This window comes from Pseudonocardia sp. HH130630-07 (assembly GCF_001698125.1).
Lineage (GTDB): Bacteria > Actinomycetota > Actinomycetes > Mycobacteriales > Pseudonocardiaceae > Pseudonocardia.
In genome coordinates, this window is the sequence record NZ_CP013854.1 from 6,147,216 (window position 1) to 6,170,623 (window position 23,408).

At 74.7% G+C, this 23,408-nt stretch carries 22 protein-coding genes; 9 read left to right on the plus strand and 13 right to left on the minus strand.

Annotated elements, in window-relative coordinates; all coding sequences use genetic code 11:
- Positions 1-64: 64 nt before the first annotated feature.
- Positions 65-1,087, plus strand: coding sequence for a DUF4185 domain-containing protein (locus tag AFB00_RS28975; RefSeq protein ID WP_068799811.1), 1,023 nt, complete (start codon positions 65-67; stop codon positions 1,085-1,087).
- A gap of 6 nt (positions 1,088-1,093) precedes the next feature.
- Here the strand turns inward: AFB00_RS28975 and AFB00_RS28980 are convergent, their stop codons facing one another.
- From AFB00_RS28980 to AFB00_RS29025, 10 genes are all read right to left on the minus strand, one after another.
- On the minus strand, positions 1,094-2,680 hold the full coding sequence (locus tag AFB00_RS28980; protein WP_068799812.1) for a hypothetical protein: 1,587 nt from the start codon (positions 2,678-2,680) through the stop codon (positions 1,094-1,096).
- Positions 2,677-4,458 carry a flavin-containing monooxygenase gene (locus AFB00_RS28985; RefSeq protein WP_335726551.1) on the minus strand — a complete coding sequence of 594 codons (1,782 nt, stop codon included), beginning with the start codon at positions 4,456-4,458 and terminating at the stop codon, positions 2,677-2,679. The genes AFB00_RS28980 and AFB00_RS28985 overlap by 4 nt, the downstream gene beginning before the upstream one ends.
- Positions 4,459-4,933: 475 nt before the next feature.
- Positions 4,934-5,698, minus strand: a complete 765-nt coding sequence (locus AFB00_RS28990) for a class I SAM-dependent methyltransferase (protein ID WP_068799813.1) — start codon at positions 5,696-5,698, stop codon at positions 4,934-4,936.
- A 64-nt stretch (positions 5,699-5,762) separates the two neighbouring features.
- Positions 5,763-6,146, minus strand: coding sequence for a hypothetical protein (locus AFB00_RS28995; protein ID WP_156819764.1), 384 nt, complete (start codon positions 6,144-6,146; stop codon positions 5,763-5,765).
- A 38-nt stretch (positions 6,147-6,184) separates the two neighbouring features.
- A complete protein-coding gene (locus AFB00_RS29000) occupies positions 6,185-6,979 on the minus strand; it encodes an amino acid kinase family protein (RefSeq protein ID WP_068799815.1) in 795 nt (264 codons plus the stop codon).
- A complete protein-coding gene (locus AFB00_RS29005) occupies positions 6,976-7,803 on the minus strand; it encodes an amino acid kinase family protein (protein WP_068799816.1) in 828 nt (275 codons plus the stop codon). The genes AFB00_RS29000 and AFB00_RS29005 overlap by 4 nt, the downstream gene beginning before the upstream one ends.
- A gap of 192 nt (positions 7,804-7,995) precedes the next feature.
- Complete coding sequence (locus AFB00_RS29010; RefSeq protein ID WP_068800793.1) at positions 7,996-8,853, minus strand: ABC transporter ATP-binding protein; 858 nt, start codon at positions 8,851-8,853, stop codon at positions 7,996-7,998.
- A complete protein-coding gene (locus AFB00_RS29015) occupies positions 8,850-9,953 on the minus strand; it encodes a FecCD family ABC transporter permease (protein ID WP_068799817.1) in 1,104 nt (367 codons plus the stop codon). Before AFB00_RS29015 ends, AFB00_RS29010 begins: the two co-directional genes overlap by 4 nt.
- Positions 9,950-11,125, minus strand: coding sequence for an ABC transporter substrate-binding protein (locus AFB00_RS29020; protein WP_068799818.1), 1,176 nt, complete (start codon positions 11,123-11,125; stop codon positions 9,950-9,952). The genes AFB00_RS29015 and AFB00_RS29020 overlap by 4 nt, the downstream gene beginning before the upstream one ends.
- Before the next feature lie 24 nt (positions 11,126-11,149).
- Positions 11,150-12,349 carry a cysteine desulfurase-like protein gene (locus AFB00_RS29025; protein WP_068799819.1) on the minus strand — a complete coding sequence of 400 codons (1,200 nt, stop codon included), beginning with the start codon at positions 12,347-12,349 and terminating at the stop codon, positions 11,150-11,152.
- A 97-nt stretch (positions 12,350-12,446) separates the two neighbouring features.
- Here AFB00_RS29025 and AFB00_RS29030 point away from each other — a divergent pair, with 97 nt between their 5' ends.
- Positions 12,447-13,751 (plus strand): L,D-transpeptidase, encoded by a 1,305-nt coding sequence (locus AFB00_RS29030; protein ID WP_068799820.1) that lies wholly within the window; start codon positions 12,447-12,449, stop codon positions 13,749-13,751.
- On the opposite strand, the gene AFB00_RS29035 is transcribed toward AFB00_RS29030, so the two are convergent.
- Positions 13,697-14,230 (minus strand): MarR family winged helix-turn-helix transcriptional regulator, encoded by a 534-nt coding sequence (locus AFB00_RS29035; RefSeq protein WP_083275912.1) that lies wholly within the window; start codon positions 14,228-14,230, stop codon positions 13,697-13,699. The two genes, AFB00_RS29030 and AFB00_RS29035, sit on opposite strands and share 55 nt — an antisense overlap.
- 93 nt (positions 14,231-14,323) lie before the next feature.
- Here AFB00_RS29035 and AFB00_RS29040 point away from each other — a divergent pair, with 93 nt between their 5' ends.
- The 3 genes from AFB00_RS29040 to AFB00_RS29050 all read left to right on the plus strand — a co-directional run bounded on the left by AFB00_RS29040 (position 14,324) and on the right by AFB00_RS29050 (position 17,693).
- The gene (locus AFB00_RS29040; RefSeq protein ID WP_231974126.1) at positions 14,324-15,499 is read left to right on the plus strand and encodes an MBL fold metallo-hydrolase; all 1,176 of its coding nucleotides are present in this window, start codon (positions 14,324-14,326) and stop codon (positions 15,497-15,499) included.
- Positions 15,500-15,722: 223 nt separating this feature from the next.
- Positions 15,723-16,067: a histone-like nucleoid-structuring protein Lsr2 gene (locus AFB00_RS29045; protein ID WP_068799821.1), complete on the plus strand. Its 345-nt coding sequence runs from the start codon at positions 15,723-15,725 to the stop codon at positions 16,065-16,067.
- 90 nt (positions 16,068-16,157) lie between these two features.
- On the plus strand, positions 16,158-17,693 hold the full coding sequence (locus tag AFB00_RS29050) for an acyl-CoA synthetase (RefSeq protein ID WP_068799822.1): 1,536 nt from the start codon (positions 16,158-16,160) through the stop codon (positions 17,691-17,693).
- A gap of 15 nt (positions 17,694-17,708) precedes the next feature.
- Here AFB00_RS29050 and AFB00_RS29055 read toward each other — a convergent pair whose 3' ends face one another.
- On the minus strand, positions 17,709-18,914 hold the full coding sequence (locus AFB00_RS29055; protein ID WP_231974127.1) for an MFS transporter: 1,206 nt from the start codon (positions 18,912-18,914) through the stop codon (positions 17,709-17,711).
- 130 nt (positions 18,915-19,044) lie between these two features.
- On the opposite strand from AFB00_RS29055, the gene AFB00_RS29060 reads away from it, so the two are divergent.
- Both AFB00_RS29060 and AFB00_RS29065 read left to right on the plus strand, forming a co-directional pair.
- Positions 19,045-19,512 (plus strand): hypothetical protein, encoded by a 468-nt coding sequence (locus AFB00_RS29060; protein WP_068799823.1) that lies wholly within the window; start codon positions 19,045-19,047, stop codon positions 19,510-19,512.
- The gene (locus tag AFB00_RS29065; RefSeq protein ID WP_068799824.1) at positions 19,509-19,820 is read left to right on the plus strand and encodes a transcriptional regulator; all 312 of its coding nucleotides are present in this window, start codon (positions 19,509-19,511) and stop codon (positions 19,818-19,820) included. Before AFB00_RS29060 ends, AFB00_RS29065 begins: the two co-directional genes overlap by 4 nt.
- Here AFB00_RS29065 and trpS read toward each other — a convergent pair.
- A complete protein-coding gene (trpS, locus tag AFB00_RS29070) occupies positions 19,792-20,886 on the minus strand; it encodes a tryptophan--tRNA ligase (protein WP_231974128.1) in 1,095 nt (364 codons plus the stop codon). The genes AFB00_RS29065 and trpS overlap by 29 nt on opposite strands.
- 338 nt (positions 20,887-21,224) lie before the next feature.
- On the opposite strand from trpS, the gene AFB00_RS29075 reads away from it, so the two are divergent.
- Together AFB00_RS29075 and AFB00_RS29080 are read left to right on the plus strand one after the other, a co-directional pair.
- Complete coding sequence (locus tag AFB00_RS29075; protein WP_068799825.1) at positions 21,225-22,082, plus strand: hypothetical protein; 858 nt, start codon at positions 21,225-21,227, stop codon at positions 22,080-22,082.
- Positions 22,083-22,172: 90 nt separating this feature from the next.
- Positions 22,173-23,408, plus strand: a complete 1,236-nt coding sequence (locus AFB00_RS29080) for a GTP-binding protein (protein ID WP_156819765.1) — start codon at positions 22,173-22,175, stop codon at positions 23,406-23,408.

Here is a 23,408-nt window from a genome sequence, read left to right on the forward strand (position 1 = left end):
GCAGGGCCCGCGGGGCCTGTGAGGTGGCGCCGCCGCCTGCGAGGTCCGGGCTAGGGTCGCGCGCATGGCCGTCACCACGAAGATCGCCGACCTGACCGGGCCGGGGCTCACCGACCGGTTCGGGATCGGGGGCGCCGACCTCGGCATCGTCGCCACCGCTCCGGACGGGCGGCTGGTGGCCGTCTTCGGCGACACGTTCGACCGGGCCGGGGTCGGCGGGCCGGGCTGGCGCTCGCCGGTCGTCCTGTTCGCCGACGCCGGCGACACCCGCGGCGGCCTGCGCTGGACCGGCTCCGGCGGCGACACGGCCGACTACGCCTGCCGGCTGGTGTCGAAGCCCGCGACGAACTGGTTCCGCCTGCACCGGCGGATCACCACGATCCTGCCCGCCGACGTCATCACGATCGGCTCGACGATGTACCTGCACGTCATGGCGAACAAGGGCCTCGGCAACGTGCTGTGGAGCGAGATCCTCGCCTCCGACGACAACGGCGTGACCTGGCGGCGCACCGGGTGCGACTGGCCGGGCGGGCACTGCGACGGCCTGTTCCAGCAGCTGACCTGGCACCTCGCCGGCGACGGCTACGTCTACGCCTACACCACCGGTTTCCAGCGCCGGGACGGCCTGCTGCTGCACCGGGTGCCCGCCGACCGGCTCACCGACCGCGACGCCTGGGAGCCGTGGGGGTTCGCCGGCGAGCGCTGGGACTGGGGCAACCCGCCGACGCTGACCGTCCCGGGCGCGTTCGGCGAGCTGAACCTGCGCTCGGTCCCCGGCCCGGACGGCCGCGAGCACCTGCTGCTCACCTACTTCGACGCCGGCAACTACCGGATCGACGCGATGCTGCTCGACCGGCCGAACGCCGACCTGCACCGGGCGCCGCGGACCACGCTCCTGCACGGCTGCGGCTGGGACGACGAGGACCACGCGACCGGCCGGGTCGCCCAGCTCTACGGGGGCTACGTGGTCCCCGGTTCCACCCTCGACGACCTGCACCTCGTCGTGAGCCAGTGGAACACCGGGACCAACTGGCCGTACCGGTCGATGCAGTTCCGCACCGACGCGAGCGACCTGCTCGGTAGCTGACCCCGCTCAGCGGCGCAGCCGCAGCACGCCGCCCTCGCCGTTCGCGGCGACCACCACCCCGGCACCGTCCGCGGCGAGCCCGGCGAACGGGGCCGGCCGCCGGGCGGCACCGCTGCGGCAGTCCGTGGGCACGTGCGGCGGGCGGACGTCGAACGGGATCCCGGACGCGGCGACGGTCGCGCCGCGGCGCGCCGGGTCGATGCGCAGCACCCGCCCGGTCCCGGCCTCGGCGACCCAGGGCAGCCCGTCCACGACGGCGATCCCCTCCGGCCGGTGCAGGCCGGCGGTCAGCACCGTGCGGCCGCCGTCGTCGTCCAGGCGCAGGACCCGCCCGCCGCCGGTCTCGGTGACGTAGGCGCGCCCGTCCGGGCCGGTGGCCACACCGACCGGCCGGTCGAGACCGTCCGCGCGGACGGTGGCCCTGCCGTCGTCGGCGATCTCCAGCACCCGCCCGGTCGCGGTGTCGGCGACGAGCACGCCCGCGGACGTGCCGGCCGTGCCGGTGGGGGCGCCGAGGCCGTCCGCCAGCGGTCGCCACGATCCGGGCGAGCCGCGCCAGATCCCGCCGGCGTCGGTCGCGAGCACCGTGTCACCTCCCCGCCGGGTGATCCCGCGGACCCCGCCGCGGACCTCGGTCACCACGTCGCCGAGCGGCACGCTGCGGCCGCCGGACACCTCGACGACCCCGAAGTAGTCGGCGGCCAGCACGCCGCCGGGGGTCGCGACGATCCCGAACGGGCCGTTGAGCCCCTCCGGCACGATCTGCCGCAGCTCGCCGCCCGGGGTCAGTGCCCGGATCCCGCCGCGGAACGCGCCCGACACGTAGGCGGTGCCGTCCGCGGCGAACGCGACGTTGTCGGCCCCGCCGACGCCGGTGTCGATCCCGTCGGGCGGGCCGTCCCCGCAGGTCCGCGGATCGCACGACCACAGCGTCCCGCGTGCGCCGTTGGACAGGATCCGCAACCGGCCGGCCGGGTCGAACCGCACCGCCACCGGCCGGTCCAGCCCGGTGAGCAGGCGCTGCGGGCTGCCGCCGTCCGGGTCGACCCGCCACACCTCGCCGGAGAGCAGGTGCGGGTAGTAGAGCAGCCCGTCCGGCCCCACCTGCATCGCGTTGCCCAGCGCCAGCCCGGTGGCCAGCACCCGCGGCGGCCCGCCGTCCAGGTCGATCTCCAGCAGCCGCCCGTCCGGCGCCAGCTCGTTGACGAACAGGCGCCCGCGGTGCCAGGCGATCCCGTCCGGGGCGACGATCCCGTCGGCGACGACGGCGAGCGTCCCGTCCGGAGCCCGCCGCCACACCAGCCCGGCCGGGAGGTCGACGACGAAGAGCTCACCGTCCGCGCCGAACACCAGGTCGTCCGGCGCCGTCAGCGGGCCGTCCGGGCCCAGGACGGTCTCGATCTCCCCGGTGGCCGGGTCCAGGGCACCGACGGTGGCGCCGAGGAACTGCGCGATCCACAGCCGCCCGTCCGGCCCGAACGCGATCCCGTTCGACGCCCACAGCGGCCCGGGGCCGCACAGCCGTTCCGCGTGCAGGCCCTGCTCCGTCCACAGCGGACCGGGAGCGGGCCCCGCGACGGGCCGGGCGGTCATCGCGGCCCCGCGAACACGTCGTCCATGCCGTCCGCGCGCCAGGAGCGCAGGATCTCGTGGAACTCGACCGGGCCGCCGCCGAACTGCTCGCTGCGCCGGCGCGGACGCCCCTCGAAGTTGTAGTAGCCCGGCGTGCACTCGGCCAGGAAGCCCTGCTGGTCGACCGCCCGCTCGCGGATCGTCGCGACCCAGGCGTCCTCGGCCGCCGCGGCCGGTTCGACGACGGACGCGCCGCGCCGCCCGGCCTCCGCGACCACGGCGGCGATGTGGGTCGCCTGCTCCTCCAGCACGTGGGCGAAGTTGACCGACGCCGAGTTCTGCAGCGCACCGACGTGGAACAGGTTCGGGAACCCGCGGCTGACCCAGCCGTGCAGGGTGGACAGCCCGTCGGACCACTTGTCGCCGAGCCGCAGCCCGTCCCGTCCACGGACGTCCGCACCGGCCCGGGTGGCGGGATCGGCGCCGAGCTCGAAGCCGGTGGCGAACACGATCGCGTCCACCGGGTACTCGGTCCCGCCGACCACCAGCCCGTCCGCGGTGATCTTCTCGACGCCCTGGCCGCCGGTGTCCAGCAGCGTCACGTCGCTGCGGTTGAACGCCTGCAGGTAGCGGTCGCTGAACGTCGGCCGCTTGCACATCTGCCGGTACCAGGGTTTCAGCGCCGCCGCCGTCGCCGGGTCCTCGACGATCTCCTCGACCCGGGCCCTGATCTCGTCCATCTTCTCCGCGTCGGCGATCTCCAGTGCCTCGGCGAGGCTCTCGGTGTCGCGGGTGCGGGCCCACCGGGCGACGCCGCGGATCGGCGCGGTGTCGGTCCACCGGTCGGCGACCCCGTCGCCGCCGTGCACCGGGGGGCGCATGTTCATCAGGTGCAGGAAGTCCTCGCGCCGGCGGCGCTGCCAGCCCGGCTCCTGCGCGGCCCACCAGCGGGCGTCGTAGGGCTCGTCGTCGCGGGTGTCGACCACCGACGGCGTGCGCTGCACGACGTAGAGGTGCGCGGCCCCCTCCGCCAGGTGCGGTACGCACTGGATGGCGGTCGCACCGGTCCCGATCACCGCGATCCGCTGCCCACCGATCCGGTCCAGGCCGCCGGTCGCGTCGCCACCGGTGTAGGCGAAGTCCCACCGGCTGGTGTGGAACGTGTGCCCGGTGAAGCTCTCGATACCCGGGATCCCCGGCAGCTTGGGCCGGTTGAACGGGCCGGAGGAGACCACCACGAACCTGGCCGCGATCCGGTCGCCGCGGTTCGTGCCCGCGTGCCAGTGGTCCCCGGCGTCGTCCCAGGTCAGGGACGTGACCTCGGTGCCGAACAACGCGTCGCGGTAGAGGTCGAACCGCTCGCCGATCGCACGGGCGTGCGCCCGGATCTCCTCCCCCGGCGGGTACTTGCGGCTCGGCATCCCGCCGATCTCCTCCAGCAGCGGCAGGTAGATCGAGGACTCGATGTCGCAGGCGATCCCGGGATAGCGGTTCCAGTACCAGGTACCGCCCAGATCGCCCGCGACGTCGACGATGCGGATCCGCTCCAGCCCGGCCTCGCGCAGCCGGGCCGCGGCGACGAGCCCGCCGAACCCCCCGCCGACGACGAGGGCGTCGACGGTGTCGTGCACGGGTTCCCGGTCCGCGGGCGGCGACCACGGGTCGTCGGCGTAGAAGCCGAACTCGCCGGTGGTGGTGCGGTACTGGGCGGCGCCGTCAGGCCGGATACGACGGTCACGCTCGGCGCGGTAGCGCTCGCGCAGGCCGTCCATGTCGGCGGCGGTCGGTTCGGTCGTCACCGGTGGGTTCCTCCCCGGAGTCGGGTGGTCGGTCGGTTCACCAGGTCACCTGCGGTCCCGTCCCGGTGGCGGTCACGGTGGCTCCTCGGGACGACGCGGTGATCAGGTGCCACCGCAATATTGGCAGATACTGCCAAAAAAGCGCGGTGAGACGTCGGTCTCACACCACGCGACCCGGCCGCGACGGCGGGCACTCTCGAGATGAGCGCCGAGCGGACCCGGGCACTCATGCCCGCGATGTCGCTTACCGGGTGAGCGACATCGCGGGAGAGGCGCACTACCGGTCCCGGAGCCGGGACGGACGGGCGCGACATGCCGATGAGGGACGAGGTGGGCATCCCACGAGATTCGCTCACCCGGTAAGCGATCCACGGGCATCTCGATCCGGCACGTCGCGCCGGACGCGATCGGCACCGCCCGTCATCCGGGGCGGCCCGCTACGCGGCGATCGCCCCGGTCACGTGTCCGGCGGCCCTCAGCCGTGGGCGACCAGCAGCCGCAGCGACCCGGCGAACGCCGGACGGTGCCGGAGGTGCCCGTGCCGCCGGTCCCAGGATCCGTCCTCCAGACCGCGACGCAGCGAGCGCACCGCCCGGGCGGTGGCCTGGGGCCCGATGAACCCCCACCCGGACTGGGCCGCGCGGACGGCGGGATCGAGCAGCTGCTCGGGCCGGCCGTAGAAGGCCTCCACGAACCCGTCGGTGCAGTCGGCGGGGATCTCGACGGTGGACACCTCGACCCGGCCGCCGAGCACGGCGGCCATGTGGTCCAGGTCCGGGAGCCGCCGGCGCTCGGCGGTGATCAGGTCCGGGGCGTACTCCGCGAGCCAGAACCGCTGCATGGCGAGATGGTCGAACGTCAGGACGACGACCCGGCCGCGGCTGACCCGGCGCAGTTCACGCAGCCCGCGGTCCGGGTCGCGCCACTGGTGGACGGTGGCCAGGGCCATGGCCGAGTCGAACGTGTCGTCGTCGAAGGGCAGCGCCTCGGCGGTCGCGTCGATCGCGGGGGCACGCATGCCCGGGCGCTGGGCCCGCATGCTGCGCGACGGTTCGACCGCCACCACGTAGCGGTCGCCCGGTTCGTAGGCCCCGGCTCCGGCGCCGACGTTGATCACCGAGTGGCCGTCGCCGAGCGCAGCGAGCACCCGGGCCCCGATCCGCGGGTCGGGACGACGGATGCTGGAGTAACCCCGCCCGAGGGGTTCGTAGTCGGTGTCGCCCGCCGGGTGTCTGGTCACCGGTCGACGATGACGTATCCGCCACCCCGGCGCCAGGATATTTGCGATATCCGCGTGCGTTCGTTCACTCCCCCGGCGGCAGCAGGCTGAGGTACCAACGCCCGCCCTCCTCGGTCACCGAGAGCACGGTGCGGACCTGCCCGGACCGGAACTCCACCGCATCCGGCCCGGCGGGGACCGGCTCGGGGCGGCCCGCCGCCCGCAACCGCGACGCGTAGTCGTCGCTGAACCCGGTGTCCGGGGCGTCGAGGAGCAGCTCGTGCAGCCGGGCGCCGTCGCCGTCCTGCAGCGCGGCGGTCGCCTGCCCGAGCAGCGCGGCGCGGTCGGGGGCACCGCGCTCGCCGCCCGTCGCGATCGAGAACACCACCACGCCGATCCAGACCGTCAGGAAGGCCACGGCCAGCCAGCTCAGCACCGTACGTCGACGACCGCGCCCGGGAGTACTCATCGGCGTCGAGCCTCGCACGCGGGGGCGCGGCCCCGTCGTCAGGCCGTGACGAGGGTGCCCACGTCCTCGCCGGCCAGCGCGCGGGTGAGGGTCCCCGGCGCCGTCCCGTCGACGACCCGGAACGACCGGACGTGCTTGGCCCGCCGCAACGACGTCAGCGCCTCCCGGTCGACGGGCAGCCCGCGGGCCGGGTCCGCCAGCAGGTCGGCGGCCGTCGCCGCACCGAGCACGGTGTCGCCGTCGAGCACACCGGGGACGTCCCGGACGTAGGTCAGCGACGCGGCGCCCCACGCGTCGGCCAGCAGCAGGGCGCCGGTGTCGGTCCGGTGCGGCGGGATCTTGCCCGTGCGGGCCGGGAACTCGTGCACGCCGAACGGCGGGAACCCGTTCGTCACGGCGGCGTTCGACGCGGCCAGGTGCACCGGGAGCTGGTGCGCGACGGTGTCGTGCCCCAGGTAGGCGACCCCGCGGTCGGCCAGCAGCGCGGCGACGAGGTGCCCGTTCTGCTCGGCCTCCCGGCCGGCCAGCTCGGCGAGCGCGCCGGTGGGGAGGCCGAGGTCGAGGCCGACCCCCAGCGCGTGCCGGGCCCGGACACCGGCACCGGTCGCGATCAGCAGCGGGTCGCCGTCGAGCGCGGAACGGATCTCCTCGACCAGCGGCAGCAGCACGTCGCGGCCGCGGTCGATCACCGACCGGCCGCCCAGCACGACGACCCGCAGTCTCGGCAGCATCCGGATCACCGGCTGCTGCTGGTCGACCGGACGGACCCGGTCGCGGTCCAGCAGGGTCTGGCGGGCCAGTGCCGACTCGACGTCCTTGGTGTGGGTGCTCATCGGGCGCCTCCGGCGGTGATGATCGTGCCGACGTGCTCGCCGGCCAGCGCTCGGGTGAGGTTGCCGGGCTTGAGCCCGTTGACGATCTGCACGCTGCGGACGCGCTGGGCCCGCTGCATCAGGTCCAGCACCGGGCGCTCGATCACGAGGTCGGGCAGGTCCCGCTCGATGAGCTCGTCGACGGTGATCTCGGGGATGAACGTCGCCGAGGGGTCGTCCTTCGGGTTGGCGGTGTAGAGGCCGTCCTCGTCCTTGACGAAGATCATGTTCCGGCAGCCGTAGGTCTCGGCGACCAGGTAGCACCCGGCGTCGGTGCGGTAGGGCGGGATGACTCCCTCGTCGGGCAGCGGCTGCCACATGGAGTAGGGCGGCATCCCGGCGAAGATCGCCGCGCGGGACTCCGAGAGGTACAGCGGCAGGGCCTCGAACCCGCCCCCGGAGACCACCGGGATCCCGTGCCTTGCCATCAGGTAGCCGAGCATCGTGGCGTTCTGCCCGGCGACCGCGCTGCCGACCGAGCTGAGCACACCGGTCGGCAGCCCCAGCTCGGCGGCGAGCGCGTAGGCGTGCCGGGCCCGGGTGCCGCCACCGGTGCCGATCAGCATCCGGTGCGTCTCCCGCGCTTCCAGGATCTCCTCGACCAGCGGGAACACCGCGGAGCGGCCGCGGTCGACGAAGCTTTGGCCGCCGACCTTGATCACGGACACGTCGGGCAGCACGGGGGTGTCGGGGGTGCGTGCGGTGGCGGCGGCGAGCTCCGGGTCGTCGAGCGACCGGGACAGCAGCAGCGACTCGAGCGCGGCCGCACCGGCGGCGTCGGGCATCGGGGCTCCTCGGGGTGGTTCTGGCGGTGACCGCGGCCGAATCTAGCGACGTCGACGACCCGCGCGCCGTGGGCGGCACGGGACCCCGGATCCGGTCCTGCGGTGCGATCGGGTCCGCGACGGCGAGCCGGCGGGGCCGGAGGTCCTCCGGTGCCGCATCCGCCGGGCGGGGAGCCGATCAGGTGACGTCGCTCACCGGGCGTCCCGCTCGTCCGCGCGCAGGCCGAACGTCCCGGACCCGGGGTCGAAGACCAGCTCGTCGGTGTCGAACGCGGCGCCGATCGCGCCCGCCCCGGCCAGGTCCGCCGGTGTCCCGGTCAGCGCTCCCCCGGCGCCGTCGAGCAGCCACGCCCGGTCCGCCAGCCGCAGGGCGAGCTCCAGGTCGTGGGTGGACAGCAGCACGCACAGGTCCTGCTCGCGGGCGAGCCCGGCGCAGCAGCCGAGTAGCGCCACCCGGGCGCTGACGTCGAGGAACGCACTGGGCTCGTCGAGCAGCAGCAGCGACGGCTGCTGGGCCAGCGCCCGAGCGACCATCAGGCGCTGCCGCTCGCCGTCGGACAGCCGGCCCAGCGGGCGCCCGGACAGGGCGCCGGCCCGCACGGCGTCGATCGCGCCGTCGACCGCGGCGTCGTCGGCCGGGCCGAGGACGCCCGCGGAGCCGGTGTGCGGCAACCGCCCCAGCTCGACGACGTCGCGCCCGGTCAGCAGTCCCGGGTCCGGCCGGTCGGTCAGCACGACCGCGACCCGGCGCGCCCGCTCCGGTGCCCGCAGGACGAACAGGTCGGCGCCGTCGAGGTGGGCGGTGCCGCCGAGGGCGGGCTGCAGCCCGGCGAGCGTCCGCAGCAGGGTGGACTTCCCGGCGCCGTTCGGGCCGAGCAGCACCGTGAGCTCGCCCCGGGCGGCGACGGCATCGACCCCGGACAGCACCGGCGCGTACCGGCGGCGGGGCCCCTCGGCCCGGTGCCCGACGGCGAGCCCGCGCAGCTCCAGCCCCGCGCCGGGTGCCGCCGGCGGCGTCCGCGCGGTGCGGGCGGCGGGTTCCCCGCTCACCACGCGCGCCCGCCCAGCCGCCGGGACCGCAGCAGGACCGCGATCACCACGGGCGCGCCGACCAGCGAGGTGACCACGTTCAGCGGCACGACCGTGCCCGCCCCCGGCGGGTGCGCGACGACCGCGCAGGCCAGTCCCACCAGGGCGCCGGTGAGCGCGGTCGCCGGGACGAGCACCCGGTGCCGCGAGGTCCCGACCGCGGCCCGCGCCAGGTGCGGCACCGCGATCCCCAGGAACCCGATCGGCCCGCAGAACGCGGTCACCGTGCCCACCAGTACCGCGGCGACGACCAGCACGACGAGCCGGACCCTGGCGACGTCGACGCCGGCGGTGCGGGCGTAGTCGTCGCCCAGCAGCAGGCCGTCCAGCGGTTTCGCGAGCAGCCCGACGGCGACGAGCCCGGCGAGGACGATCCCCGCGGGGACCGCCAGCTCGGTCCGGGCGACACCGTCGACGCTACCGAGCCCCCACACCAGGTACTGCTGGGCGGTCCGCGGGTCCGCCCACACGAGCAGCAGGCTGACCACCGAGGTGATCACCGAGCCGAGCATCACCCCGATCACCAGCAGCGCGGTCACCGAGCGCGCGAACCGCGAGAGCAGCAGGACCAGCCCGAGCACCAGCACCGCGCCGGTCGCCGCCGCCGCGACCGTGCCGAGCCGGCCCCCCGGTGCGGGCGCTGCGCCCAGGCCACCGGTGGCGAACGCGGCCGCGGTCCCCGCCGTCCCGAGCGTCGTCACCAGCGCGACGCCGAGGCCGGCACCGGCGCTGACCCCGAGCACGTACGGCTCGGCCAGCGGGTTGCGGAACAGGGTCTGGGTGAGCAGCCCGGCGGTGCCGAGCGCGGCTCCCGCGAGCAGCGCCGTCACCGCACGGGGCACCCGCAGGTCGGTGACGAGCACGTCCAGCCGCGGGTCGGCGGTACCCGCGCCCACCAGTGCGGACACCGTCCGGTCGAGCGGTATCACCACCGAGCCGGTGGACACGGCGAGCGCGACGAACACCAGCACACCGGCGGCCAGCCCGGCGAGCACCAGCGGGGCCCGGTGCCCGGACCGCTGGGCCGCCCGGTCCGGGCGGGTCGTCGCCGGGGCCGTCATCCGGCGGGGACCTGCCGGTAGTAGACGAACTCGTGGCCGGGCAGCAGCTGCGGGTGCAGGATCGCGACGAGATCGGCCAGGATCTCGTCCGGGTGCAGCACGCCGCGCTCGAAGATCGGGTTGGCGCCGGTCGCGGTGGTCGCCCGGTCCCGGGTCCACAGCCGTCCACCGGGCCCGGCGGCGGCGAACGAGGTCAGCCGCGGGTCGAGGGACGCGAGGTCCGCCGTCGTCGCGAACGGGCCGTCGGTGAGCCAGACCCGGGCGTCGCCGTCCGCGGCGAGCACGCTCTCCAGGGTCTGCGGCGTGGTCCCGGCCGACGGGTCGCCCAGACCCGACCAGCTCGCTCCGGCGTCGCGGAACAGCCGGCCGGCCGTCGAGCCGGCGCCCGGGACGTTCCAGCTCCCCTGGTACGGCTGGCCGGCCACGACCGGGACCGGCTGTGCACCGCGGACCCGCCCGGCGAGCGCGGCGTAGCGCTGCTCGATCCGGTCGAACGCGGTGGCCGCGGCGGCGTCGGTGCCGGTCAACGCGCCCATCACCTTGATCCACTCGGCCTGCCCGAGCGGCCCGCTCTCCAGGTAGTCCGCCCAGCCCACCACCCCGACGCCGGCCGCGCGCAGCGCCGGGAACGCCGGGTCGTCGGTGCCGCCGGAGAGCAGCACCGGGGGTGCCGCGGCGACGACCTGCTCGGCGTCGATGGTCGAGCCCGGGGCGAACTCGGCCGCCGCACCGGACTCCACCCTGGCCCGCACCGCGGGATCGGCGACGAGGTTCAGCGCGCCGACGCCGGTGAGCCGGTCGAGCAGGCCCAGCTCGGTGATCATCGGCAGCTGCGTCGTGGAGTAGGCGTGGATCCCGTCCACCGGCGTGTGCACGACCGGGGCGCCGGCCAGCTCCGGCGGCAGCGCGGGGTCCGGGGCACCGCAGCCGACGAGCACGACCGACTGCGCCGGGCCGCCCGGGTAGGGCTCACCGACCGTCAGGACCCGGTAGCCGTCGGCGCCCGTGATCCGGACGTTGGTCGCGTGCGAGAACGCGACGTCGCCGCCGGCGACCGGACCGCCGGGCACGCACCCGGTCCCCTCCTGCGGCGGGGCGGGCGCGGGCGCCGAGCAGCCGACGAGCAGGAGCAGCGGGAGCAGTGCGGTGGCGAGCCACCGAAGCCGAATCACCTGAACAGTCTCACATACGACATGTCAGGCCCCGACGAACGCGGAGAGGCCGGTGAGCAGGCGATCGACGTCGTCGTCGTCGGTGTAGCAGGCCAGGCCGAGCCGTAGCGATCCGGCGTCGCCGAGGCCGAGCCGTCGCGAGCACTCCAGCGCGTAGAACGACGCCGACGGTGCCGCGATCCGCAGCCCGGCCAGGTACCGGTAGGCGTCGGCCGGGTCGTGGTCGTCGAACGTGACCAGCAGCGTCGGGGTGCGGGACGCGGCCCGGGAGCGCACCGCGACACCCGGAAGCCCGGCGAGGTGGTCCTCGATCCGCCGGCGCAGCGGCTCCTCGTGCTCGGCCACCGCGGACATCGAGGCGAGCAGCCTGCCCCGGCGGTCGCCGCCCGCGGCCGGGTCGAGGCCCGCGAGGAAGTCCACCGCGGCGGTGGTGCCGGCCAGCAGCTCGTAGGGCAGCGTGCCGAGCTCGAAGCGTTCCGGGACCGCGTCACTGGACGGGGCGAGCTTGGCCGGGTGCAGCGTCTCCAGCAGCGCGGGGTCCGCCGCGAGCACGCCGCAGTGCGGTCCGAGGAACTTGTAGGGCGAGCAGGCGTAGAAGTCCGCACCGAGCGCCCGGACGTCGACGGGTTCGTGCGCGGTCCGGTGCACGCCGTCGACCATCAGCAGCGCACCGGCGGCGTGCACGCTCGCCGCGATCGCGGCGATGTCGGGCTTCGTCCCGATCAGGTTCGACGCCGCCGTCACCGCGACCAGCCGGGTGCGCCCGGACAGCAGCGGCGCGACGTCGTCGAGCTCGCCGGTGTCCGGGTCGAAGTCCAGCCACCGCACCGTCGCCCCCACCGCACCGGCCGCGAGCACCCAGGGCCGGATGTTCGCGTCGTGGTCGAGCCGGGTCACCACGATCTCGTCCCCCGGGCCCCAGCCCGCGGCGAGCGTGCGGGCGAGGTCGAAGGTCAGCGCGGTCATGCTGCGCCCGAACACGATCCCCCGCGGATCGGCGCCGAGCAGGTCGGCCATCGCCGCCCGGGCCGACCCGACGATCCCGTCGGCGGCCCGTTCCCCGCTGGTGACCGTGCCGCGGTTGGCCAGCGGCGAGGTGAGGGCCCCGGCCACGGCGCCGGCCACCGCGTCCGGCACCTGGGAGCCGCCCGGGCCGTCGAAGTGCGCGATCCCGGCGCGCAGGGCCGGGAACCGGCGGCGGAGGGCGGCCACGTCGTAGCTCATGCTTCCAGCGTGTCATCCGACCGCGTTCGGGACGACGTGACCCGAAAGAGACGTGTCGGAACGCCTGTGTGGGTGACCCAGCCGCCATGATCGGGCCATGTCGAGGTCCTGGGAGCAGTCGCGCGGCCGGCACGCACCGCAGCGGCGTCGTCGTTCGCTGCACCGCCGCAGCCTCGCCCTGTTCACCGGCGGCCTGGTGGTGCTCGTCGCGCTCGTCGCCGGCGGAACCGCGGCGGTCGCCCAGGGCCGGGTCGGCGAGTCCGTCACCGGCAACCTCGCCGGGGTGTTCGACCAGGTGCGCGCCGGGATGGACGGGCTCGGTGAGCCGGCCCCGCCACCGGTGCCGGTGATCCTGACGACCTCACCCCGCCCCGGCCCGCCGGTCTCCCCCCGGGAGCCGGCGACGGTCGAGGTCAGCACCGGGCGGCTGGAGGGCGTCACGCTCACCGGCGACGACGGCCCGGTGCCGGGCCGCCCGTCGCCCGACGGCCGGAGCTGGACCAGCACCGCCCCGCTGGACTTCGACACCACCTACCGCTGGTCCGGCACCTGGGCGGTGGACGAGCAGACCCGTCACCCGCTGGCCGAGGACGCGTTCCGCACGCTCGACCCCGCGGACACCGCCGACGCGACGATGAACATCCGCGACGGCGGCGAGGTCGGCGTGGGCGCGATCGTCGTGCTCGCCTTCGACACGACCCTCACCGACGCGGCCAAGGCGGCCGTCGAGCGGAACCTCTCGGTCGAGACGTCGCGGAAGGTGCCCGGCGCCTGGGCCTGGCTGCCGGACACCGCGGACGGGTCGCGGGTGCACTACCGGCCGAAGGAGTACTGGCCGGCGCACACCGAGGTGCGGGTGCGGGCCACGCTGCGCGGGCTCGACCTGGGCGACGGGACCTGGGCCACCGAGGACGTCGACCGCTCGTTCACCGTGGGGCGCAGCCAGATCGTCAAGGCCGACACCCGCAGCCACCAGATCGTCGTGGTGCGCGACGGCGCCGAGGTCGCCCGCTACGACGCCTCCTACGGCCTGGAGTCCGACCCGAACCGGGTCACCCGCTCCGGTACCCACATCGTGATGTCCAAGTCGGAGAAGGTCCTCATGACCAACGAGGCCTACGGCTACGTCGACGAGCCCCAGTACTGGGCGGTGCGGATCTCCAACAACGGCGAGTTCATCCACGCCAACCCGTCGTCGGCGGGCGCGCAGGGCAACCGCAACGTCAGCCACGGCTGCGTCAACCTGTCCACCCGGGACGGCAAGGCGTTCTTCGCGACGGCGACCTTCGGCGACCCGGTCGAGGTCGTCGGCAGCTCACAGCCCCTGACCCCGCAGGACGGCGACTTCTACGACTGGACGATCCCCTGGGAGGAGTGGGGCTCGCGCTCGGCCCTGTCCTGAGCGGACCGGCTCCCGGGGGCGGCGAGCTCGGCCCGGTACGCCGCGACCACGTCGTTCATCGTCGCCAGGAACCGGGCGGCGGCCGCGAGCTCGGCGTCGCCGAAGCCGGCCAGCGCGGTGTCCATCCGCTCGCCCAGCGGACCGAAGAACGCCCCGCCGACCCGCGCGGCGTTCTCGGCCTGGCGCAGCGTCACCCGCCGCCGGTCCGCCGACTCCCGGCTGCGGCGCACGTGCCCGGCCCGTTCCAGCCGGTCGACGAGCGCGGTCGTGGCCCCGGTGGACAGCCCCAGGCGCGACCCGAGCAGGCCGGGGGTCAGCGGCTCGCCCGCTCCGTCGGCCTTCATCACGGCGAGCAACGCGTGCAGGTCGGTCGGGTGCAACCGGTGCCGGCCGGCGAACGCCTGACCGAGCAGCTCGGCCTCACCCGCGTAGTCCTGCAGCAACGCCACGAGTTCCTCGCGCGGCGGTCGGACGGGCATGCCAGGAGGATATCCCCCTCGCGGGTGCGTCACCTCGGTCACGTCGGCGCGCCGAGGTGGGAGCGCGACCGCGGTCTTCGTAGTCTGGAGTCCGTGTCCCGCACCACCCGCGCCCTCCGCACCACCCGTGCCGTCCGTGCCGTCCGTGCCGTCCGTGCCGTCCGTGCCGCAGCCGTCACCGCTCCGCTGATCGGACTGGCCGGGCTCGGCCTGCACGTCCGCCGGAACATGGGGGCCCGGTCCGGTGAGCTCCGCCGGCTCGCCGCGACCTCGCCGAACGCGGTCGACGGGGTGTTCGCCAACACCGAGCCCGGGCTGCCCCGGGCCAAGGCGTCGCTGCGGATGCTGGTGAACCTGGTGCGCAGCCGGGCCGGGCGCAACCTGCCGGGAGACCGGGTGCCGCTGGCCGAGCCCCGGGTGCCCACGGTCCCCGGCGGGCTCGCGGTCACCTGGCTGGGGCACGCGGGCGCCCTGCTGGAGGTGGACGGCCGCCGGGTTCTGGTGGACCCGGTCTGGTCGGAGTACGCGACGCCGGTCCCGTTCGTCGGCCCGCGGCGGCTGCACCCACCGGTCGCCCCGCTCACCGTCTTCTCCGACACCGACCTGGTGCTGCTCAGCCACGACCACTACGACCACCTCGACCGGCCGACCGTCCTGCGGCTGGCCCGCGACACCTCGGCGGTGTTCGTCTGCCCGCTCGGGGTCGGCGCGCACCTGCGCTCCTGGGGGATCGCCGGGCACCGGGTCGTGGAGCGCGACTGGGACGGTGTCGTGCACGTCGCCGGGCTCACCCTGACCTGTCTGGAGACCCGGCACTTCTCCGGCCGCGGGCTGCGCCGCAACACCACCCAGTGGGCGGCGTGGAAGGTGGCGGGGCCGGACCACACCGTCTACGTCGGCGGCGACACCGGACCCAGCCGGGTGCACGCGCGCACCGGGGCCGAGCACGGGCCGTTCGACCTGACCCTGCTCCCGGTCGGCGCCTACGCCGAGCTGTGGCCGGACATCCACGCCGATCCCGAGCAGGCCGTCGCGGCGCACGGGGCACTCGGCGGCCGGGTGATGCTGCCGATCCACTGGGGAACGTTCAACCTCGGCTTCCACCCGTGGGACGAGCCGGTGGAACGGGCCCGCAAGGCCGCCGCCGACCAGGACGCCGTGCTGGCGCTGCCCCGGCCCGGCCAGCGCGTGGACCTGACCGGGGTCCGGACGATCGACGACGCCCGCGCGGCGGTCCCGACCGAACCGTGGTGGCCGGGCCCGCGCTGAAAAAGCCCCCGAACTGCGACGACTCCGTGATTCGGTGAACACGGCCGCGGAGTCCGCACGAATTTGCGGGAGGGGGTTCGACAAGGCGCCGCCGTGTCCCTTATTGTTGCGGTGTAAATGAGGTCGCTGTTCGGATCCGGATGTTCCCCCTCCGGTTACCGGTCCCCCATGGCGGCCGAATCACGTCTCGGGTGTCCCGAGAATCCCCCGGAAGGAACACATCGTGGCGCAGCAGACGACGATCACGCTGATCGACGACCTGGACGGCTCCGAGGCCGAGGAGCAGGTGGAGTTCGGCGTCGACGGCCGCACCTACGCGATCGACCTGTCCTCGGCGAACGCCGAGCGCCTGCGGGACTTCCTCGCCCCCTTCGTCGCCGCGGCCCGGCGGGCGAACACCGGCCGCCGGAGCGGGACGGGATCGGGCGCCCCCACCGGGTCGAGCGCCGCGGAACGCGCGGCGAACCGGGCCGTACGCGAATGGGCGATCGCACAGGGCATGCAGATCTCGGAGCGGGGCCGCATCCCCTCGTCGGTTGTCTCGGCCTACCGCAACGCGCACCAGTAGCGGAATCGCCACATATCGGCACGACCGTGCCGGGTGGCAGGATCTGCGGGGGAATCCGCACGGCACCGACCCCCCCCCCCGGAGGTCCAGATGTACCCAGGCACGCACGCCGTCAGCACTCCGGACAAGCCGGCCGTGATCATGGGCGGAACGGGCGAGACGCTCAGTTTCCGTGATCTGGAGGAGGGCTCGGCCCGGCTCGCGAACCACCTGCACGCGGCCGGCCTGCGCCGCGGCGACGTCGTCGCACTCGTCGCGGACAACGTGGCCCGGGTCTACGAGGTGTACTGGGCGGCCCAGCGGTCCGGTCTGTACGTCACCGCGGTCAACCACCATCTCTCCGCGCCGGAGGCTGCCTACATCGTCCGGGACTGCGGGGCGAAGGCGCTCCTGGTCTCGGCGGGCGTGGCCGGGCTCGCGGCCGCCGTCGAGGACCACGTGGACGTCCCGGTCCGGCTCGCGTTCGGCGGCGCGATCCCCGGCGCCTCGTCCTACACCGACTACGACGAGGCGCTGGCCGGGGTCTCCGCCGATCCGCCGGCCGACCAGCCGCGCGGCGCCGACATGCTCTACTCCTCGGGGACCACCGGGCGGCCCAAGGGGATCAAGCCGACGCTGCCGGACCGGCAGATCGACGAGCCCGGTGACACCTACCAGGCCCTGTTCGGGCCGATGTACGGCTTCGACACCGAGACCGTCTACCTCTCCCCCGCGCCGCTCTACCACGCGGCCCCGCTGCGGTTCACCGCCACCGTGCAGGCGCTCGGCGGCACCGTGGTCGTGATGGAGCGCTTCGACCCCGAGCAGGCGCTCGCGCTGATCGAGCGCCACCGGGTGACGCACTCGCAGTGGGTGCCGACGATGTTCGTGCGGATGCTGAAGCTGCCCGCCGAGGTCCGGGCCCGCTACGACGTCTCCTCGCTGCGGGTCGCGATCCACGCGGCCGCGCCGTGCCCGGTCGAGGTCAAGCAGGCGATGATCGACTGGTGGGGGCCGGTGCTGCACGAGTACTACGCCGCCACCGAGGCCAACGGGATCACGTTCATCGACTCGGCCCAGTGGCAGGAGCGCCCCGGGTCGGTCGGCCGGGCCGGGCTGGGCACCATCCGGATCTGCGGCGACGACGGCACGGTCCTGGGACCCGGCGAGATCGGCACCGTCTACTTCGAACGCGACGCCCGGCCGTTCGAGTACCACAACGACCCGGGCCGGACCGAGGCCGCGCAGCATCCCGGCCACGAGAGCTGGACGACCACCGGTGACCTCGGCTACGTCGACGCGGACGGCTTCCTGTTCCTCACCGACCGCAAGGCATTCATGATCATCTCCGGCGGGGTGAACATCTATCCGCAGGAGGTCGAGGACGCACTGGCACTGCACCCGAAGGTGCTGGACGTCGCGGTGATCGGGGTTCCCGACGAGGAGATGGGCGAGGCGGTCAAGGCCGTCGTCCAGACCCCGGACACGGTGTCGGACGGGCCGGAGCTGGAGCGCGAGCTGATCGACTTCGTCCGCGGGCGGATCGCCCACTACAAGGCTCCGGCCTCTGTGGACTTCACCGACTTCCTGCCCCGCACCCCGACCGGAAAGCTCGTCAAGCGGGAACTGCGCGACCGGTACGTGTGACCGTCCGGGGCGCGCTCACCCGGCGGCGGAGTACCGGCGCCGGGCGAGCACGGCCCCGACCGACAGCGGCAGGGCCACCAGCAGCGCGGCGAGGAACAACGTCGGGAACGACCCGGCGTCGGCGAGCGGGGCGCCCAGCGCGGTCCCGGCCGAGCTGCCGAGGAACAGCAGCGTCGCGAACAGGGCCACCGCGGTCGCCCTGGCCTGCGGGACGACCTCGGTGACCCAGGCCTGCAGGGTCGAGTGCAGGAACGCCCACGCACCGCCGAGACACAGCCCGGCGGCGAGGATCGTCGCCGGGTGCACCGTGACGAGCGGGAACACCCACGCGACGACGAGGAACGTGCCGCCGGTCGCCGCCAGCCCCGCCGGGCTCCACCGGCCGACCAGCCGTCGCACCACCCGGGAGAACACCACGGCGCCCACGCCGTAGCCGCCGGCCGCGAGCCCGGCCAGGCCCGCCGAGCTGCCCCCGGCCTGCAGCGCCGGGGCGAGGTAGGTGAGCACCCCCAGGACCACCGCTCCCTCGACGAAGGCGAGCAGCAGCACCACCAGCGCCCACCCGCTCCCGAGGACGGCGGCCAGCGGGCGGACGACCGCGCCGCGCAGGCCGGCACCCTCCCGGCCGGCCGGCGCGCCGGTGCCGGGCTCCGGCAGCGCGCGCAGCGCCACGAACAGCACGGCGCAGGCCACGGCCGAGACCGCGAACACCACGCGCCACCCGGCGAGATCGGCGAGCAACCCGGCGCCCGCGGTCGCGACGGCGGTACCCAGCGCCGTCGCGGCGAGCAGGTCCGAGAGCGGGCGCTGGCGCACCGCCGTCGGCCAGGTGTCGCCCACGTAGACCAGCGCGGCCGGGATCAGCGCCGCCGTACAGGCCCCGGTGACGACGCGGGCCGCGATCAGCAGCGCGAGCGACGGCGCGAGCACCGATGCGACGCCGCCCAGCACCGCCCCGACCAGCGCCACCCGCATCGCGCGGACCCGCCCGATCCGGTCCGACAGCACCCCCCAGACGATCTGCATCAGCCCGTAGGCGAGGAAGTAGCCGCCGGCCGCACCGGCCGCGGTGGCCAGCGGGGCGCCGAACGAGAGCGCGATCGGGACCAGCAGCGGCGCGATCGCGAACCGGTCGCAGGTGCTGACGAGCGAGGCCAGCTGCAGCAGCCGCAGGCGCCGCCGGCCGTCGGGTACGGCGTCGTCGCCGGAGGTGGTGGGCACCCGTGCACCCTGCCCCCGCTCGGACGCCGCCGCGCCGCCGGGTGGCCCACCCCACAGCCGGGTTGGCATGTGCTTGCCGCATGGCGTACGGTTTCCATATCGAAAGTTGATGCAGACGGGAGAATCTTCGATGTCCGACACCCCCGAGCTCGACCAGGTCGCCGCCGCCCGCCGCAAGGTCGCGGACCAGCTCGACTTCCCCCTGACGTACTGGGTGTTCCTCGGGATCGCGCTGGTGTTCTTCATGAGCGTCCCGCTCCTGCTGAGCTGGCTGCCCCGCGACGCGAGCCCCTACCTGAGCTGGGCGATCGCCGCCGTGGGGATCTCCTCGGCCGTCTACTCCTTCGTCAAGCGCCGCCGCTCGGGCGTCTACCTGCCGAAGCGGATCGGCGCCTACCCCAGCGCCCGGCCGCTCTGGATGGCCGAGATGATCCTCTCGATCGCCGGGTTCATCGGGATGTACGCGCTCGTCAACGCCGATCAGCGCGGGTACGCACTCGCCCTGCTCCCGGTGCTGGCCATCGCCATCTTCGTCCTCCAGCTCAGGACCCGCTCGGCCATGCGACGGGACATCGAGGCGGGCCGGGTCACGCCGTGACGGCCGACGACACCGGCGCGAGCACCGGCCGGGACCCGATCTTCGAGACCGGGCCCCGGCTGGCTCTCTGCGCGCTGCTGCAGAGCGCGGAGTGGGTCGACTTCGCCACCGCCCGGGAGATGCTGGGCGTGAGCGACTCCGCGGTGTCCAAGCACAGCCGCACCCTGGAGGAGGCCGGCTACCTGGAGGTCCGCAAGGGATCGGTCGGCCGGCGGGCCCGTACCTGGTTCCGGCTGACCGCGGCCGGACAGGTGGCGATCCGCGGGCATCTCGACTGGCTCACCGGCCTGCGCAGCGCGCTGGACTGACCGCCCCGGACGTCAGGTCCCGGTAGTCCATCCCCATCGCCGTACGGACCTCGGCGAGCGTCGCCCCGGCGAGCGCGTTCGCCGTCGCGTTGCCGCGGGCCAGCACCGATTCGGCCAGTCCCGGCTCGGCCGCCAGCTCGGCCCGGCGGGCCCGGTGCCCGGCGAGCCCGGCGTTCACCGCCTCCGCGGTGAACCGCTTGAGCCGGGCGGAGCCGCCGTCGCCGATCTCCGCCGCGATGTCGTCGGGCGTGCGGCCGGTGCAGAACGCGGCGGCCGAGAGCAGGCCGGCCACCCCCGGACGCGCGACCGGGTCGTAGGTGATCCGCCGCTCGGCGTCGGTCCGGGTCCGCCGGATCAGCGCCGCCGTCTCCTCGGCGGTCGCCCCCAGTTCGACGGCGTTGCCGTAGGACTTCGACATCTTCCGCCCGTCGAGCCCGGGAACCTCCGGACTGTCGGTCACCATCGGCTCGGGGGCGACGAACACCGGCGCGTAGCGCTCGGCGAACCGGCGCGCGATCACCCGGGTCAGCTCCACGTGCGGCAGGTTGTCCTTCCCCACCGGCACCAGGTCGGCCCGGCAGCACAGGATGTCCGCGGCCTGGTGCACCGGATAGGTCAGCAGCAGCCCGGACAGTGCCCGGCCCGACGCCCGGTGCTCCGCCTTGACCGTCGGGTTGCGGTGCAGCTCCGCCTCGGTGACCAGGCTGAGGAACGGGAGCATCAGCTGGTTCAGCGCCGGCACCGCGGAGTGGGTGAAGATCGTCGTGCGGTCCGGGTCGAGCCCGGCTGCGAGCAGGTCGAGCACCGCGCCGCGGACGTGGTCGCGCACCCGTCCGGCGTTCTCCCGGTCGGTGATGACCTGGTAGTCGGCGAGGACCACCAGCACCTGCACGCCCGAGCGCTGCAGCCGGACCCGCTCGACGATCGAACCGGCGAGGTGCCCGAGGTGCAGCGGGCCGGTCGGGCGCTCTCCGGTCAGGACGCGGTGGGCGCCGGGATCGGCGGCGACCTCCCGGCGCAGCGCGGGCATGCGGTCGACGACCGCGGTGAACGACGAGGTACTCACGATGTGCTCCTGGGATGGATCGGACAGGAGCTGCACGTACCGCCGACGGGCACGGTGCCGGGCGGGCTGCACGTGCAGCCCGCGGACGCGTGCGTCTACCCGGCTGCGGAGAGCAGCCGCCACCAGGCGGATCGGATGGAACGCACGGGACCAGCCTAGGCGCGGCCGCCACCCGGATTCCGGGGCCGGGACCCGCCCCCTGAATGTGGTGCGTGTCACATCGCGATCTCGGTGTCCGCCCCAACCTCCGGCCGTGGCTCTCGGTCGATCCCGGCGTACGCACCACACCGGAGCACCGGTCCGGCCACGCAGCCGGCCGCCCAGGGAAAGGGATCCCCATGACGACACCGCCGAACCCGCAGCAGCCGAACGTCGCCCGGCCGGGTGAGGCGTGGCCGTCCGGCTCGCCCGATCCGCTGGTGACCCGCGGGGTCGCCGGCTGGTTCGACCGGGTCGGCGACGTCCTGCGCCGGACCTGGGCGCCACTGGCCGGGCTCTACCTCGGGGCGCTCGCCGTCGTCACGCTGGTGACCGTCGTGGCCGGGCTGGTCGCCGGAGGGACGGGCCCCGGCATGGGCTACGACGCCTCGGGCGGGATGACACGGGAGCTGGGCACGACGAGCATCGGCCTGGTCCTGCTGGTCGAGCTGCTGGTCATCGCCGTGAGCGTGCCGGTGCTGCTGACGGCCGCGGGCGCGTCGTTCCACCTGGTGCTCCAGCGGGCCGCCGGACGGGAGGCCACCGTCGCGGCGGCGGTGCGCTTCGCGTGGCGGCGGTTGCCGTCGGCGTTGCTCTGGGCGGTGCCGGCGGCGCTGCTGCTCGTCGCGGGGCTCCTGGTGCTGGTGCTGCCGGGGATCTACCTGGCCGTGGCGCTCAGCCCGTTGGTCGGTGTGCTGTTCGTGGAACGGGGCACGCTGGGCCGGGTGTTCGCGCTGTCCCACCAGTCGTTCGGCACCACGCTCGGCCGGTGCGCCCTGCTGGGGGTCGTCAACCTCGTCGCGCTGATCGTCCCATTCATCGTACTGGGCGTCGCGAACGTCGGCTCGGGCTCGTTCCTGGCCACGGCGCTCAGCCTGGTGGTGACGCTCCCCTCGTGTGTGCTCTGGACCGCGGCCTCGTCGGTCACCTACGCGGAGCTGCGGGGGATCGAGCGGCCCGGGACGACCGTGTACGCCCTCGCCGACGAGCTCCGCTGACGACAGGGGCGGACGATCCGCCGGGGAAGGTGCCCCGGTGGCGTCCCGGCCCTCGTCAGCAGACCTAACGACAACAGTTATCATTACATGATGGCTGACCGTCGCGTGCCCGTCACCGTCCTGTCCGGCTTCCTCGGCGCTGGGAAGACGACGCTGCTCGACCACCTGCTCGCCGGTCGCGGGGGCCGGCGGATCGCCGTCGTCGTGAACGACATGAGCGAGGTCAACATCGACGCCGCGCTGGTCGCGGGCCAGGGCACGCTGCACCGCACCGAGGAACGCCTGGTCGAGCTGACCAACGGCTGCATCTGCTGCACGCTGCGCGAGGACCTGCTGACGACGGTCGGCGAGCTGGCCGCGCAGCCCCGCTACGGCAACCCTGCGCAGCCCCGATACGACCACCCTGCGCAGCCTCGCTACGACCACTCTGCGCAGCGCCGCTACGACCACATCGTGATCGAGTCCACCGGCATCTCCGAGCCGATGCCCGTCGCGGCGACGTTCGAGTGGACCCTCGACGACGGGACCGCGCTCTCCGACGTCGCCCGGCTGGACTCGATGATCACCGTCGTCGACGCCTCGACCTTCGACGAGCATCTGACCAGCGAGGACGCACTCGCCGACCGGGGGCTGCAGGCCGCCGACGGCGACGAGCGCACGCTGTCGGACCTGCTGGCGGACCAGGTCGAGTTCGCCGACCTGCTCGTGCTCAACAAGACCGACCTGGTGTCGGAGTACCGGCTGGGGCGGGTCGAGGCGCTGCTGGCCCGGATGAACCCCGGCGCCCGGATCGTGCGTGCGGTGCGCGGCGACGTCCCGGTCGCCGACCTGCTCGACACCCGGCGCCACGACCCCGCGGCGGCCGCCTCGGCCCCGGGCTGGGCCCAGGAGCTGAACGGTGCGCACACGCCGGAGACCGAGGAGTACGGCATCGCCTCGGTCACCTGGCGGGCCGCCCGCCCGTTCCATCCCGCCCGGCTGCTCGACGCGCTCGCCGACTGGCCGGGCCTGCTGCGCAGCAAGGGGTTCTGCTGGATCGCGACCCGTCCGGAGGTGGCGGGCCTGTGGTCGCAGGCCGGGCCGAACATGGCGCTCGATCCGGTCGCCGCGTGGTCGTCCTTCGACGGCCCGCGCGGTCAGGAGATCGTGTTCATCGGCCTGGCCCTGACCCGGGCCGACGTCACCGGGCGCCTCGACCCGGCCCTGCTGACCGACGACGAGCTGCTCGCCGGGCCGGACGTGTGGCGCACCCTCGACGATCCCCTGCCCGAATGGGACGCCCCGTCGCACGGACCGGTGGACACGATCGAGGGAAGGCGAGGTTAA

Coding starts and splice junctions, on each gene's coding strand:
- AFB00_RS28980 (WP_068799812.1), bottom strand. CDS start 2,680: ATGACCGCCCGGCCCGTCGCGGGGCCCGCTCCCGGTCCGCTGTGGACG.
- AFB00_RS29025 (WP_068799819.1), bottom strand. CDS start 12,349: ATGAGCTACGACGTGGCCGCCCTCCGCCGCCGGTTCCCGGCCCTGCGC.
- AFB00_RS29075 (WP_068799825.1), top strand. CDS start 21,225: ATGACGACACCGCCGAACCCGCAGCAGCCGAACGTCGCCCGGCCGGGT.
- AFB00_RS29000 (WP_068799815.1), bottom strand. CDS start 6,979: ATGAGCACCCACACCAAGGACGTCGAGTCGGCACTGGCCCGCCAGACC.
- AFB00_RS29035 (WP_083275912.1), bottom strand. CDS start 14,230: ATGCCCGTCCGACCGCCGCGCGAGGAACTCGTGGCGTTGCTGCAGGAC.
- AFB00_RS28995 (WP_156819764.1), bottom strand. CDS start 6,146: ATGAGTACTCCCGGGCGCGGTCGTCGACGTACGGTGCTGAGCTGGCTG.
- AFB00_RS29060 (WP_068799823.1), top strand. CDS start 19,045: ATGTCCGACACCCCCGAGCTCGACCAGGTCGCCGCCGCCCGCCGCAAG.
- AFB00_RS29080 (WP_156819765.1), top strand. CDS start 22,173: ATGGCTGACCGTCGCGTGCCCGTCACCGTCCTGTCCGGCTTCCTCGGC.
- AFB00_RS28975 (WP_068799811.1), top strand. CDS start 65: ATGGCCGTCACCACGAAGATCGCCGACCTGACCGGGCCGGGGCTCACC.
- AFB00_RS29015 (WP_068799817.1), bottom strand. CDS start 9,953: ATGACGGCCCCGGCGACGACCCGCCCGGACCGGGCGGCCCAGCGGTCC.
- AFB00_RS29005 (WP_068799816.1), bottom strand. CDS start 7,803: ATGCCCGACGCCGCCGGTGCGGCCGCGCTCGAGTCGCTGCTGCTGTCC.
- AFB00_RS29030 (WP_068799820.1), top strand. CDS start 12,447: ATGTCGAGGTCCTGGGAGCAGTCGCGCGGCCGGCACGCACCGCAGCGG.
- AFB00_RS29050 (WP_068799822.1), top strand. CDS start 16,158: ATGTACCCAGGCACGCACGCCGTCAGCACTCCGGACAAGCCGGCCGTG.